Below are 14,717 nucleotides of genomic sequence, written 5' to 3' on the forward strand. Positions count from 1 at the left end.
TTGATGATTGATTAAGATACAAAAAAGGCGACTCTGGTCGCCTTTTTTGTATCTTTGCTTTACAGATCCGGCTGAGCGCAGCAGAATCCGGCTCCAGATTGGGAACTTGGATGACATTTGCGAGACTAATGCCGCAGATATCCGATCGAATGTAGAGTTACACGATTATCTATTCACAATAAAAGTACTGAGGAGCGATGTATGCGTATTTTGGCTGCCCTGATGGGCCTGGTTTTTTCCTTGAGCGCCTGTGCTCAAGAAGCGTCTAGCGAGTATCTGGAAGGTCAGCACTATGTGTTGCTGGAGCAGCCTGTGCGCACGTCCGACCCCAGTAAAATAGAAGTGGCTGAAGTATTTGCCTATTCCTGCCCACATTGTTTTGATTTTGAACCGTTGCTGCAAGCTTGGGAAAAGAAACAACCTAAAGATGTATATCTGTCTCAAACCCATGCAATGTGGAACCCGCAAATGGAGCCTCTGGTACGCGGTTTCTACACCTCAATCGCACTGAAGGTAAAAGAAAAAACCCATATGGATGTATTTAAAGCAATGCATTTGGAGCGTAAACAAATCATTACAGCAGAGCAGTGGGCCGATTTTTTTGCTGTCTATGGTGTGGATAAAGCCAAAGCCTTAAGCACCTTTAACTCATTTGGTGTGACCAGCCAAATCAAACAAGCTGAGGCGCGCGCGCGCGGTTACAAAGTCACCGGTACACCTGAAATGGTGGTTGAAGGCAAATACCGTGTCAGTGCCAGTCTGGCCGGTGGTCATGCGGAAATGTTAAAAGTAGTGGATTTCCTGGTTGCCAAAGCGCGCACTGAGCGCGGTACCAAAGTGCCTGCCCAGTAAACTACTAGACTTTACTTGTTACAAAAGCCCGCACCGGGAAATCGGTGCGGGCTTTTTATTGGCTGTAAGTTAATTGGAGTAGGGTGATATTTTGTGTCGTTGGAAAGGTGAATCGGCATTGACTGGCTATACTCAGGAGTAGTTTTTTCCTTTCCTCTCTCTGATCCGGCAGGTTACAAGCGTGTTATGACAGTCAATTCTGGCGATAAAAACAACTGGCGAGAAAAATATCTCAATGCGTTGGATGAACAAGAGCAATTAGAAAAGCAGTGTGCCGAACAGCAGGAAATGCTGCGTAGCGCCTTAGTGAGAGTGAGTGTTGCCGCCGATGGACAGGATGAAACCCTAGATCAGATTATGGCGAATTTGCGCGAGCAACTGCGTGGCAAAATGAACTCAATAGATTTCAATCGTACGCTGGCACAATTGGAATCGGCTGCTCTGGCATTCGAGAAGCACCGCGAACAAGGGGTGCAGGATGTTCAGCAGGCGCTTGTGGATACCGCCAAGCCTCTGCAAGCTTTCAAGCTATCGCGCAGTGTAAAAAAAGAGCTCAACACTTACCTTGCGCAACTGCCTCAGCGCAGCAAAAAAGTGCGCTTGTACCCGGCACTGCTGCAGCAATTGGCTCGCATTCAACAACAGGTACTAAGCGAAATTGAACAACCCAAACGTGGTTTGCTTGACAAAATCCTGGGCAACAAAGCCAACGCTAAACTAGCTGCACCTGAACAGCCCGAGGATTTGAGCACTCATTTACCTGAGATGCTGCATGAATCTGCATCAGTGGGAACCTCTTCTTTTCCAATTCAGGCAGAAACGCGGGGCAATTATTTAACCGACGATTATTCCGCGCAAATTAGTCGCGTACTCAACCAATTTTTTACCAGTCTTGAAAATGAATCTGTGATTGCAAATAAAGTAGCGGCAATGCGCTTGCGATTAGAGCAGGGCGTCAGTGTTGATAACCTTGTTCCACTGCTTGATAACGTGCGCGATCTGGTGATGGAAGCTTATCTTGCCGCTAATCAGGCTTTTGTCACTTATTTAAATAACGTAAATCAGGAATTGGCCGAGATTTATATGTTGCTTGGCGGTGCGGTAAAAAATACGCAAGATGAACGAGCCGCATCGCGCAAGCTGCAAGCGGATGTAATGCGTGAAATGAGTGATCTGGAAACGACTGCTGCCAGCGCTACCGATATTAATCAGCTTAAAGATACAGTGAAATCCCAATTGGGTAATATTCGTCAGGTGATCGATCACTATCAGCAAACCGATAAAACCCAACAATTGTTGGCGGAGCAATTGCAAACGCTCGGTGCAAAAATAAAAACCATGGAAGCTGAAGCAGAGAATAATCGTACGATTCTGGAAACCCATCGGCAAAAGGCCCTGCATGATCCGCTCACCGAGTTACCTAACCGTGAAGCCTACAACGAGCGCGCAGCAGCAGAAGTGCAGCGCTGGCAACGCTATGGTCGGCCACTGACAATTGCGATATTCGATATAGATCATTTCAAACGCATTAACGATACCTACGGCCATCAAGCGGGTGATAGAGTGATTAAAGTGATTGGCCGCTCTATTGCAAAACGGTTGCGTGAGGTCGATTTTTTCTGTCGTTACGGCGGTGAAGAATTTGTCGCGTTGATGCCGGAAACGGATAGTGCAACCGCGTTGGAGGTGTTGGAGACTGTTCGCAAAGCAATCGCCAATGCAGCGTTTAATTATAAAGATCAACCTCTGTCGATTACCTTATCGGTAGGCTTAACCGAATTTAAAGTAAATGACGTATTAGAGATGGCATTTGAACGTGCGGATCAAGCGCTCTATAGTGCAAAATCCTCGGGCAGAAATCGCTGTCAACTAATCTAATGGGAACAGCTGTATGGTCGTTATCCGAATTTTATCCTGTATTTTTCTATTGTTTTCGGTACCTGCGTTATCGGCGCAACTGTTATTAACAGTGACCAATCAACATGGCGAAGTCATTCCCAATGCAGTTGCCGCACTGGTGCCAACACAAGCAACTGATTTCACCTCTGTGCCACCTGCGATTATGGATCAGCGCGATAATATGTTTGTGCCAGGTGTATTAGCGATTCGTGTAAATACGCTGGTGCGCTTTCCCAATAGCGACGATGTTCGTCATCATGTCTATTCGTTTTCACCGGCCAAAAAATTTGAACTGCGTTTGTACCATGGCATGACTGCTGAGCCAGTGCTATTTGATCAGCCTGGTACTGTAGTATTGGGCTGTAATATTCACGACTCCATGGTGGCCTACATCTATGTAGTGGAAACGGATTTTTTTGCACTCAGTGATCAGCAGGGAAATATTCAGCTCAACGCGCCAGTAGGAGAGTATCAATTGCAAATATACCATCCTCAAATGCGAGAAAATTTTCCCGCGTCTCGCCTAGTGTTGGGTGATTCGACTAAACAAAAATCCATTGTATTAAATAACTTATCGCCGCCTACGGCGACTGAACCTACCGATGAATTTTCCGATCTATTTTAGGCGGGCCAACTAATGCCTCGCTTTAGCTACCTGCTCAAACTACTCGCCTTTTTAATCGGGCTAGTGGTAGTGCTGGAAACTATTTCCTATCTCGCAACTCGTCTGGTTATTAATAAAGCGGTAACCCAAAATGCGCGCACTGAACTGCTTGCGGGAGGTGAGCTATTTACCCGCATTATGCAAAATAAAGTGGAACAATTAGCGCTCTCGGTAAAGGTGCTTACCGACGATTTTGGTTTTAAAGATGCGGTTGCCACACGGGATGAAAAAACCATTGCCTCCGCACTCATTAATCACTCCGCGCGAGTAAAAGCCGATATAGGTGTACTAATTACCAACGATGGAAAATTTATTGCCAGCGATGAAATGTTTGGGTTGCAAATCCTTGATGAATTTAACAGCCTCAAAGAGCAGGCACAAAATCGCGGCCAAGCCTATGACATCATTATTGTGGATGGCCGCGCCTACCAATTTGTAATGTTTGCGGTAAAAGCACCGGTCATTATCGGCCTTGCCGGTATGGGTTTTGAAATTAAACAGGAATTTAGTGCCGAGTTGCAGCGCTTGACGGGCTTGGAAGTGTCTTTTGTGATTCACGATGGGAAACAATTTCATTATTTGAATGGCACACAAGGCGAGCAGCAGCGCGAAAACTTGGTAGAACAATTAGAGGCTACGAAAACCCTGGGCGAGGTATTTGTTTACGATGAAATTATTTCGTTAGCGGTACCTGCAGCGCGGAAAAATAATCATCTGTTGGCTGTATTGCAAGTTCCATTAAGTCAGGTGTTGGCGCCCTTCTCACGGTTAAATGTACAGTTATTTTTATTGGCACTAGTATTTGCTGCACTAGCGGGTATTGCGGCATTATTTTTGGCGCGCAGTGTGACACGCCCGGTAAGGCTGCTGGCTGATATAGCGCGCAAAATCGCCAGCGGCTTTTATGCGACGCCGATTTCAGTCAATTCCAATGATGAGTTGGGTGATCTCGCCCGCGCATTTATTAGCATGCAAGATGCAATTGGTGAGCGCGAACAACAAGTGCTGTTTCAATCGGAACACGATTCGCTGACGGGCTTACCCAATCGCCTGCGTATCTTCCCCGAGCTAAAAGATGCCATTTCCCGCTCTCGTCCGCTTAAGCAATCGGTCTTTCTCTTAGTCATCGATATTAAAAATTTTACCCAGATTAATGATGAATTGAGCCATGAAATTGGCGACGCCGTATTGCGTGAAGTTGGGCAAAAAATTGCCCGTATTCTCACTTATGGTGAAGTATTGCGTTTTGGCAGTGATGAATTTCTGGCGATTTTAATGTCGCCCGCCAGAGAGACCATTGTTGAGTTAACAGAGTTAATTCACTCCGCGTTTAAAAATCCTCTGCTCGTGAGTGGTTTACAGGTCAGTGTCGAGGTCAATATCGGCATAGCGACTTTCCCTGGAGACGCCGATTCCGCCGAGACCTTATTGCGTCGGGCAAATTTAGCGATTAATGAAGGGCGCGGTAGCGAGCAGAGTACTTGTTGGTATCAACAGGGTTGGGATGAAAAACATTTGCGTCGGTTACATTTGTTTCGCGAATTTGAAAGCTCGCTGCGCGATGGCCATATTAGCTTGTACTACCAACCCAAAATTAATTTGGAGCAGCCGAAGATATTGGGGGCGGAAGCGCTGGTGCGCTGGCGCCATCCAGAAATGGGCTTTGTCAGTCCCGACGAGTTTATTGGGATTATTGAAAGTTCGGGGCAAATTACGATTTTAACTCGCTGGGTATTAAAGACAGCGATAGCGCATTTACGTCGGCTGCTCGACGAGAATTTAGATATTACCTGCTCAGTTAATTTGTCGGCGTTGGATCTGTTAATCGATGATTTGCCAGCCTATGTGGCAGAGCTGCTGCAATCACATAAAGTGCCTGCTGAAAATTTATATTTGGAAATTACTGAAAGCGCGATAATGCGCGAAGCGGATAAATGCTTGCATAATTTGCGGCGTTTGCGCGATTTAGGTATCACGCTATCAATTGATGATTTTGGTACAGGTTATTCATCGCTCTCGCAATTAAAAAAACTGCCCGTGTCAGAACTGAAAATTGACAAATCCTTTATTTTAAATCTGGACACCAGCGCGGATGATCAGCTAATTGTGCGCTCCACGATTGATCTAGGGCACACCCTCGGGTTGAGTGTAACAGCTGAAGGAGTTGAATCAGAGGCAATTAAAACGCTGTTAAAAACCTACGGCTGCGATACCGCACAGGGATATCTCTACAGTAAACCGCTACCGGAAAATGATTTTATCCAATGGGTGCACAGCTATCTCGCGGAGCTTCAATAATGCTCGGAAAAAATACGCTTGTTATTTTGGTGATGGTTTTAGTATTTGCGTTGCAAGCCACTGTGGCCGCAGCGGTAACTGAAACAGATCTCGCCAGTGATAGCAAAATCAAACGCAGCCGCTTGCTCGCTACCGGTGGTGCAACAAGTATTGAAGGCGCTGCAGGTGGCGGCATAGTGCCTATGGCAGTGATTGCTGGCTACGGTGCGCAAGAGGAACAAAGTGCAGTGGCGTTTGCCAGCCATGTAGATACAGGCGATTACCAATTAGACGTTATCGGTGGCAGTTGGAGTTGGCGCAATCGGTTAGAGCTATCTATCGCACAACAAAAACTAAGCCATGACTCGCTCACTGCAGCATTAAGTTTGCCAACGGATTCGATTAGTCAGCGTATTATTGCCGCCAAGGTGCGAGTGGCTGGCGATTTGATTTATACCCCTATGCCGCAAATCAGTATTGCTGTGCAGCATAAAAAAAATCTGGATTTTTTAGTGCCGAGCGCAGTGGGAGCAAAAAATGATTCGGGTACAGATCTCAATATCACTGCAACAAAATTAATTCTCGGTGGATTTTTAAATCGCAATCTATTGCTTAATGCCAACATGCGCTACACCAATGCAAACCAAACCGGGTTGGTTGGTTTTGGCGGCGATAAAAATACCCGCAAAGAGTGGCTGCCGGAAGTTTCCGCTGGAGTGTTGCTCAATCGTCACTGGTTAGTTGGCTCTGAGTATCGGCAGAAACCCAATAATTTATCGTTTATTAAAGAAGATGATTGGCACACGGCGTTTGTCGGTTGGTTTCCTAATAAGCGCATCGCACTGGTAGCAGCCTATGTCGATTTAGGTGAGGTAGCGACATTTAAAAATCAGACTGGTTGGTACCTATCGTTGCAGGGGAGTTTTTAACAATGAATTTGCGCATTAGAAAGATATTCGTCGGCATTGTGTTGTGTGTGTGTTTTTCTGCCTGTTCCAATCTATCTAAACAGCAATCGCTCTATGATGCGCTTGGGCAATATGAAGGTATTAACAAAATTACCCATCAATTAATTTTGAATATCGCCAAAGATGAACGGGTTAAACATCGCTATAAAGGCGTGAACATGAGCAAGTTTAAAAAAGGCATGTCGGATTATGTTTGTGCCGTGGTTGAGGGACCCTGTACCTATGGCGGAGATAATATGAAATTGGTGCATGCAGGTTACAACTATACCAATACCGAATTTAACGCGATTGTGGACGATTTAATTTTGGCAATGGAGCAGTGCGGAATTCCGGTGCCCACGCAAAATCGCTTATTGGCAAAATTGGCGCCTACCTACAAAGATGTGGTGTATCACTAAGCCTAATTCTGCGGCTTTACACCATTAACATTATTTAACCTATATCGACAAATTTATTATCACCTCTGCGCTCGCATAGGTTTATGCTTTTGTGCTCTCTGACCATAAGAGTTCTTCACTCACCGCTCGCACAAATATCAATACGGCATTCACCTATGAAGAGACCTATGAAAACCTCTATTAAAAAATATTTTGTTCATCGCAGTATGCTCGCTGCCGCGATTGCATTTTCCGCACTGAGTTTTGCTGATGAATTAACAATTAACGATAAAGATTATTTTGAAATGCAGGGGCTGAATGTCACTGTGTTTAGCGATATTTATCCTGATGGCCATCAGACTGGCGTAACCGTTATTCAGCACGGTAGTCGCGTTGCTGCCAACGGCGATCTGCGCTTGGAAATTTCACCGGGGCAATGGTCGCCAGTGCCAGTAGGTGGCAAACAAACTGTCGATAAAAAAACACAAACGATTACCCAGTCACTCTCTTATCCCGATCCCAGCAAGGATCGCAAAGGCTTTAACCCGATTATTTATCCCGACTTGAAGTTTACCTATGATGTAAAAGTTACTGCGCTCGACAATAATCAATTCAAAATTACGGTCGATTTGAAAAAACCTTTACCGGCAGAGTGGGTGGGAAAAATCGGCTTTAATTTTGAAATATTCCCCGGTGAATTTTTTGGCAAGTCTTGGTTGTTGGATGAGCATGCCGGAATTTTTCCGCAGCAGCCCAATGGCCCGCTGGTAAATCCGCACGGTGAATTTTTAACAGCACCGCTGGCGACTGGTAAAAAATTAATTGTGGCACCCGATGCCGATAAACAGCGCATGACGATTGAAAGCAAAACCGGTTCGCTGGAGCTGTGGGATGGCCGCGCCAATCACAATAACGGTTGGTACATAGTGCGCGGTGCAATTCCCGCCGACAAAACTGCAGCGGCGCTGGAGTGGATTGTCACACCCCATGTGATTAAAAACTGGCTTTACGAGCCGGTCATTCAAGTATCGCAATTAGGTTATGGCTCGCAGCAACCTAAAAAAGTGGTAATCGAACAAGACAAGCGCGACACCAAAGCCTCGGAAATTAAAATTTTCAAATTGAGTGAAGCAGGCAAAACTCTGGTGAAAAAAACCAAGGTGAAACCTTGGGGTAATTTCCTGCGCTATCAATATATGACTCATGATTTCTCGGATATAAAAGAACCGGGCATGTATCAAATAAGCTATCGCGATAAAACCTCGCACGCATTTAAAATTGGTGACGATGTGTTTTCGCGTCACGCATGGCAACCGACACTTGAATATTTTTTACCGGTACAAATGTGTCACATGCGCGTGAATGAAAAATATCGTGTCTGGCATGGGTTGGATCATCAGGATGACGCCATCATGATGCCGCTCAATTTTAACCATATTGACGGCTATATTTCTGACGATACCACGCGCACCAAATTCAAACCGGGTGAACGAGTGCCGGGCTTAAATGCCGGTGGTTGGCATGATGCGGGCGATTACGATCTGCGTGTGGAATCGCAAATGGGCACTGTTTGGCTGCTTGCTACCATGGTGGAAGAATTTGGTTTAAATCACGATGCAACCTTGATCGATCAAGAAAAGAAATTGGTTGAAATTCATGTTGCCGATGGTAAAAACGATGCGCTGCAACAAATTGAGCACGGCTTGTTGAGTGTGCTCGGCGGTTACAAAGCCATGGGGCGTTTGTATCGCGGCATTATCGAACCGACCATTCGCCAATATGTATTGCTCGGCGATGCCATGGTACAAACCGATAATCTATCCTATGACCCATCGCTAAAAGATGGTGAAGTAAAAAATGGCAAATCTGGTACACCGGATGATCGCTGGGTTTTTACCGAAGATAATCCCGAGCGTGAATTAGATGCAGCAGCGGGTCTGGCAGCTGCTGCCCGAGTATTGAAAACCTACAATCCAAAAATGGCACAAGAGGTGCTCGCGGCGGCACAAGATCTTTACAAAATCGCCGCCCCCAAAACTAAGCGGCAAGATGTGCGCATTTTTGCCTTAGCAGAACTAATCTTGGCGACGGGGGATGATCAATACCGCGCTGAATTAATTAGCCTGCAGCAACAAGTTGTTGCTGAAATTGATAAAACAGGTTGGGCGATCGGTCGGGTAATGCCATCAATTGGCGATGCAAAATTTGTCGCGGCGGTAAACGCGGCCGTCGACACTTACCAGCAGCAAGTGCGTGAGCGCGCCAAGACAGAATCACCCTACGGTGTGCCCTACAAACCCAACATATGGGGCGCTGGTTGGAGTATTCAGGAGTTTGGTGTTAAACAATATTTCTTTCATAAATCCTGGCCGGAGTTAACCGGCACAGACTCTTATGTAAACGCACTTAATTTTGTTTTGGGTGTGCACCCCGGCGACAATACACAAAGTTTTGCTTCGGGTGTAGGTGCTAATTCAGCGCTGGTTGCTTACGGTGTGAACCGTGCCGATTGGTCCTATATTCCCGGTGGTGTTATCTCTGGCACAGCATTAATTCGCCCGGATTTGCCGGAATTAAAAATCTGGCCGTTCTTTTGGCAGCAAACCGAATATGTGATGGGCGGCGGCGAAGCTAATTATATGTTTTTGGCGCTGGCAGTAGATCGGTTGAACCAAGCCAAATAATAGCGACGCAAAAAGCGATTAAACAGATGATGCAATTATTCTTCTGTTCAATCGTTCGCATTGCTGTTATTACCCGGGTGAAATATTTCGTTTGATAAAGTTAAGATGATCGGGTAAATCTCTAACGGTATTGGCAATGCTTGCAGCGATTGCTTTTAATTCCTGTTCGACGAGTTGCACATCAAAATCATCTACCACCGGGTGGTAGTGCTGCGCGTGAATATTGAACCCAGAAAACATCGCCAGCCAGCTGTTAGTGCCAAAAAAATCCAGCTCGTCCACTTGGGGTTGCCCGGTGGCTTTAAAGTGTTCGATGCGCGCGCTGAGTGTAGTGGGAATTGTCATGTTGCGGCATTCATCCCAAAAGGCTTGGCCGTGACGCTGGTTGGCGCAGTAGTGCAAGATTAAAAAATCGCGCAATTTCTCCTGCCGTATACGCAAGTTGTTGTTCACCGTGTTGACCAGGGTTTGATTGAATTGATTATTAGGGAAATGATTAAGCAGCAGGGTAAGACTTGATTGGATTAAATAGATGCTGGTGGATTCGAGTGGCTCCATAAAACCACTGGCCAAGCCTAAACAAAATACATTTTTATGCCACGCTTGTTTGCGCATGCCGGTAGTGAAGCGGATAAATTTTGGCTCGGCAAGTGCATCACCTTGCAGATTTTCCTGTAATTTTTCAGCGGCGAGTTCATCGGAAATAAAATCACTGCAATAGACAGAACCATTGCCAACACGGTGTTGCAGAGGAATTCGCCACTGCCAACCAGCTTCCATTGCGAGGGCGCGGGTGGCGGATTGGGGGGCAAGTGTGCTCGCACAGGGCATTGCTACTGCGCGATCGCAGCGTAGCCATTGACTCCAGCTTTCGTAACCCGTTTTTAGTGTCTGCTCAATTAACAAACCGTTAAATCCCGAGCAATCGATAAAAAATTCACCTTCGATTTTTTCGCCATTACTCAGTGTTAGCGATTGAATAAAACCGGTATCCGGATGTTGAATAACTTGTTCAACATTGGCTTCAATACGATTAACGCCCATGCCTTGCACGAGTGATGATAAATATTGGGCAAATAAACCTGCGTCAAAATGAAATGCATAATTAAAACTGGATAATTCAACATCATTATTGGCTTTGGGCAGTGCGAATTTATTGTGTCGTGCCATTTGTACTGCGAGACAATAAGCATCCAGTGCCTGCGCTTTGTTTTGCGCGCGCAATTTTGTCCAGTAGTGATGAAAGGGAATGCGAGCGATACGCGCGCCGTATCCGGCAAAAGGATGGATAAATTTTTCGCTGGGTTTATACCAGCCATCAAAATCGATGCCGAGTTTATAAGTCGCTTGGGTGGCGCGCATAAAATCGACTTCATTAATATTCAGGTCTTGCAGAAATTCTTTGATATAGGGAACGGTGGCTTCACCTACACCGATAGTGCCGATCTCAGCTGATTCAACTAAGGTAATCTTGGTGACGCCTTGTTTAAAACGATTGGCGAGGGCTGCCGCTGCCATCCAGCCAGCAGTGCCGCCACCGAGAATAACAATAGAGCGAATGCGTGTATCGGTCATAACTATGCCTGTAAAATCAGAAATCTGGATACCCGCACGCGGGTATGACGACAAGGTTTTGCGGACACTAAAACTGAAAAGGAGCAGATTTGCATCTGCTCCTTTTACGAATGCCCTTTAAGAAGGGAATCGTCATCCTCGCGTAGCGGGGATCCATTTATCTAAACTAATCTACAATTTCAATTAAATTCAAAGCAGCAAATTACTAAAACTTGTAGTTCACCCCCGCAGTAATACGACGCTCAAAAATATTGTAGGAATCAACAAAATCTTCCCATTGGGTATAGGTGATGTTGTTTTCTTCCGTCAGGTTATTTACCGCCAGTGTAATCTGCAGTTCTTCGGTAATGTTGTACGCCGTGGTGACGTCAACAAATAAAGTTTCTTTCATGTAACGCGGCATACCTTTGTCGGTGTTGGTTGGGTTCCACATCCAGCCAGAGGTTTTACCTTGATATTGATCACCCAAATAGTTGGCGGCAATACGCGCTTCAAATTTATCATCTTGATACCAGAGCACCAAGTTCGCTTGATCTTCAGCGGTATTGTTAAATGGCGCAACGCTGCCATTGGGTAACAATTCGCTGGAAGGGCTCTCGGTCGGTGAATAGGTATAGTTGAAGGTCATACCGGTATTGCCAAACAAACCGGGTAAGAAATCGAAACTTTGTTGGTAAGAAAATTCCCAACCTTTAATCGTTCCGCCTGAACCATTGGTAACGGTTTGCTCTTCACCACCGCGACGCACTACACCATCGCTATCTGCCAGTGTGGGATTTTTTTCAACTTTGGTGTAGGTAAAACTATCTACTTCAATATTGAAATAACCCAGCGACACAATGGCATTGTCGGTTGGATACCATTCACCGGCAATGTTAAATACATTGGCAGACCAGGGTTTGAGATAAGGGTTGCCGTTGTTCTGGCGTGAACTAACCCGTTGGAATGGCTCTTTAACCGATTCGCCGGTGACTGGATCTGTAACGGTTTCTTCTGAACTCAAATAAGTGATAGAGCCTTGACCCAAGCGATCCAAATCTTGCAGTGTCATGCGTTTATCAAACGCTAAGCGCACTTTGAAATCATCGGCAATGCCAATGTTTAAATTTAAACTGGGCAAAAAGTGATTGTAAGAGACGTTGGTAATCTTATCGCCAAGATCCGTATAGGTGGTGTGGTTCGGATCTGTGCCCGCCAAAATTAACGGATTCAGTTTTTGCGGATCAGTAATATTTTGCGTGACGGTTAAATCGGTTTTTACATAGCGCACACCAGTGTTACCACTGACGGTGAACGTATCGTTTAGCGCTTTATCAAAGTTAGCTTGGAAATGAAAACTTTGTTTGCTGTCGGTAATCGCGTAAGAGCGATCCGGGTTGACTATGCGTTGGCCTTTGCCGTAAATCATATCGTTAAACGCAATCGGGTCATCAATTTTGCGTGTATCGATCATGGGAATCGTTACGTCAAAACCTTTTAAGGCTTCGCCGAAATTACTCACATTGCCGATGTAACCATTGAGTTTTGCATCGGTAATTTCAACCACGGGCAGCGGATCGTAAGTTAAACCAGCGGCGGTGCCGGTGCTGCCTGCTTGGCCGGTGGCGTAACCCACTTCGTGATATTTATTGAGCAGTTCCACGCCGTCTTTTACGACACCAGAAGGTGAGAAGAATGACATGTTTTTGAAGCTGGTATTGCGATCGGCAAACCGGTAACCGAAATCAACCGAAGTCAAACCTTCATCAGCAAATTTAAAATTTCCGTCAAAACGCAGTACATCAAAATCGGATTCGGCGTAAGTACTTTCAATCCAACCAGAGTGCAAATACCAGGCTTCCGGATTGGCCATTTTGCTGATCATTGCCGGATCAAGTTTTGCCAAAACATTTTCGCTGTTGACTTGAACATGCATGGGGTAAATCAAGCCGTCATCAATAGCGCCAGGGTTGATGTTAACTGGATCAGTTGTTGGTGAACGCTTCACCATCATCGCATTGCTGACTTGGGCGAGGGTGAGATTGTTGTTGTCGTTATCGGCATTGCCCGATACCCAGCGCGCGCTACCGGTAAATGCGCCACCGTTATCGTATTTCAATTCCACGTTAGAGTTGAGCGCGGAGCTTTCGCGGTAATCGCCGAGCACACCGGCGCGGAAACCGGACACCATCATATTCATGTCGGTGGCGTAAAACGGTTGACCGCCGAGTGAGCCATCACCTGGGTTTACAATCGCTGGTTTACCAGTCACTAAAGTGTATTCATGGAAACCGGCGCGGCCGCCAATTTGGTTGCCCAAATAAATAAATTGGCCTGCGGCTTTTTCATCCATTGCGGTATAAAAAATATCGGCATTTAATTCGAGTGCATCACTTACCGCTAAATTAAAGTTGTACGCTAAACCTAAACGCTCGCGCTCAATTTCACGGGCTGAAAATTCCGGGCTGTTCCAACTCATCGGGTTGATGAAATCGCCATTGGTATTGCCGTTGCCATCCAGATCTGCGCAGCTACTGCTGCAACCCCAGCTTTCGGCAACCCGGTCGGCGCGCAGACGACCCTGATTTTCCGCGAGGGTAGATTCACCGTAGGAAAAAGCCAAGGACATGGCGGCTACATCATCAAAATTCCAACCGACCAAGCCGCTTAATTCCGGATCAGTCGTTTCAGTGATGCTGCCGCTGCTGCCTTGCAGGCGCACTGAACCGCTGAAGCCTTCATCCAATGTCAGTGAACGACGGGTGAGTACATCGATACTGCCGCCAATGCCGCCTTCCAACTGCGCTGCCGATTGGGATTTGGACACATTCAAACCAGAAACCAGACTTGCGGGAACATCGGTAAAGTTCACGCCGTTAGTGGTCATGCTGGCGGGCGTTAGAAAATATTCGCCGTTCATGGTGCTCAGCACCTGACCCATGCCGCGCACGCTCACCAGGCTACCTTGGCCGCCGCTGCGCTGGATTTGAATACCGGTAATACGCTGGAGCGAGTCGGCGATGGTGGTGTCCGGTAGCTTGCCTATATCTTCAGCGGCAACGGAATCGACAATTTGTGCGGAGTTGCGTTTCACATCAATCGCTTTTTCCTGTGCGCCGCGCACACCGGTGACAACAACTTCTTCGACTGAATCGCCCTGTGCATAAGCACCAGTGGCAATGCAGGCGGCGATCATAGTGGAGAGCAGTTTTCGATTAAAACTTGTAGAACTGTTCATGTGGCGTCCTCTAGTTTTGACTTTTTATGTGGCTTGTTTTGAGTGATCTTGTCCCTGCGGGGTTGGGTTGGCAGGTACTCAGTCGGGACGATGGCGCTAGGGAGTTGTGTCGCCGTCCTCCACTGAGATGGCGGAATCCTAGATGTAATCGTTTACATTTTCAAACATTTTGTGTGGAAAAAAATTATGTAAGCCGTATTTTAT

9 protein-coding genes are annotated in these 14,717 nt (G+C 46.3%); 7 read left to right on the forward strand and 2 right to left on the reverse strand.

The genetic code is table 11. The annotated features are described in order from the left end of the window. The first annotated feature begins 201 nt into the window (after window positions 1-201). The 7 genes from AC2CG4_RS14440 to AC2CG4_RS14470 all read left to right on the forward strand — a co-directional run bounded on the left by AC2CG4_RS14440 (window position 202) and on the right by AC2CG4_RS14470 (window position 9,721). Entirely contained in the window at window positions 202-852 is a 651-nt protein-coding gene (locus AC2CG4_RS14440) for a thiol:disulfide interchange protein DsbA/DsbL (protein WP_484486932.1), read from the forward strand. 186 nt (window positions 853-1,038) lie between these two features. Next, window positions 1,039-2,730: a GGDEF domain-containing protein gene (locus AC2CG4_RS14445; protein WP_484486933.1), complete on the forward strand. Its 1,692-nt coding sequence runs from the start codon at window positions 1,039-1,041 to the stop codon at window positions 2,728-2,730. Window positions 2,731-2,743: 13 nt separating this feature from the next. Further along, window positions 2,744-3,376: a methylamine utilization protein gene (locus AC2CG4_RS14450; RefSeq protein WP_484486934.1), complete on the forward strand. Its 633-nt coding sequence runs from the start codon at window positions 2,744-2,746 to the stop codon at window positions 3,374-3,376. 12 nt (window positions 3,377-3,388) lie between these two features. Continuing rightward, window positions 3,389-5,713 (forward strand): bifunctional diguanylate cyclase/phosphodiesterase, encoded by a 2,325-nt coding sequence (locus tag AC2CG4_RS14455; protein ID WP_484486935.1) that lies wholly within the window; start codon window positions 3,389-3,391, stop codon window positions 5,711-5,713. Next, complete coding sequence (locus AC2CG4_RS14460) at window positions 5,713-6,621, forward strand: DUF3034 family protein (protein WP_484486936.1); 909 nt, start codon at window positions 5,713-5,715, stop codon at window positions 6,619-6,621. The genes AC2CG4_RS14455 and AC2CG4_RS14460 overlap by 1 nt, the downstream gene beginning before the upstream one ends. A gap of 2 nt (window positions 6,622-6,623) precedes the next feature. Next, window positions 6,624-7,058 (forward strand): group I truncated hemoglobin, encoded by a 435-nt coding sequence (locus AC2CG4_RS14465; protein ID WP_484486937.1) that lies wholly within the window; start codon window positions 6,624-6,626, stop codon window positions 7,056-7,058. A 167-nt stretch (window positions 7,059-7,225) separates the two neighbouring features. After that, on the forward strand, window positions 7,226-9,721 hold the full coding sequence (locus AC2CG4_RS14470) for a glycoside hydrolase family 9 protein (RefSeq protein WP_484486938.1): 2,496 nt from the start codon (window positions 7,226-7,228) through the stop codon (window positions 9,719-9,721). 69 nt (window positions 9,722-9,790) lie between these two features. On the opposite strand, the gene AC2CG4_RS14475 is transcribed toward AC2CG4_RS14470, so the two are convergent. Together AC2CG4_RS14475 and AC2CG4_RS14480 are read right to left on the reverse strand one after the other, a co-directional pair. Beyond that, window positions 9,791-11,296: a tryptophan halogenase family protein gene (locus AC2CG4_RS14475; RefSeq protein ID WP_484486939.1), complete on the reverse strand. Its 1,506-nt coding sequence runs from the start codon at window positions 11,294-11,296 to the stop codon at window positions 9,791-9,793. Between the two features lie 205 nt (window positions 11,297-11,501). Further along, entirely contained in the window at window positions 11,502-14,513 is a 3,012-nt protein-coding gene (locus AC2CG4_RS14480) for a TonB-dependent receptor (protein WP_484486940.1), read from the reverse strand. Window positions 14,514-14,717: the final 204 nt, after the last annotated feature.

This window comes from Cellvibrio sp. ATLC23 (assembly GCF_057196725.1).

What these genes read in the sequence shown, in the direction of transcription:
- AC2CG4_RS14440 (WP_484486932.1), top strand. Translation starts at nt 202, where the DNA reads ATGCGTATTTTGGCTGCCCTGATGGGCCTGGTTTTTTCCTTGAGCGCC.
- AC2CG4_RS14445 (WP_484486933.1), top strand. Translation starts at nt 1,039, where the DNA reads ATGACAGTCAATTCTGGCGATAAAAACAACTGGCGAGAAAAATATCTC.
- AC2CG4_RS14450 (WP_484486934.1), top strand. Translation starts at nt 2,744, where the DNA reads ATGGTCGTTATCCGAATTTTATCCTGTATTTTTCTATTGTTTTCGGTA.
- AC2CG4_RS14455 (WP_484486935.1), top strand. Translation starts at nt 3,389, where the DNA reads ATGCCTCGCTTTAGCTACCTGCTCAAACTACTCGCCTTTTTAATCGGG.
- AC2CG4_RS14460 (WP_484486936.1), top strand. Translation starts at nt 5,713, where the DNA reads ATGCTCGGAAAAAATACGCTTGTTATTTTGGTGATGGTTTTAGTATTT.
- AC2CG4_RS14465 (WP_484486937.1), top strand. Translation starts at nt 6,624, where the DNA reads ATGAATTTGCGCATTAGAAAGATATTCGTCGGCATTGTGTTGTGTGTG.
- AC2CG4_RS14470 (WP_484486938.1), top strand. Translation starts at nt 7,226, where the DNA reads ATGAAAACCTCTATTAAAAAATATTTTGTTCATCGCAGTATGCTCGCT.
- AC2CG4_RS14475 (WP_484486939.1), bottom strand. Translation starts at nt 11,296, where the DNA reads ATGACCGATACACGCATTCGCTCTATTGTTATTCTCGGTGGCGGCACT.
- AC2CG4_RS14480 (WP_484486940.1), bottom strand. Translation starts at nt 14,513, where the DNA reads ATGAACAGTTCTACAAGTTTTAATCGAAAACTGCTCTCCACTATGATC.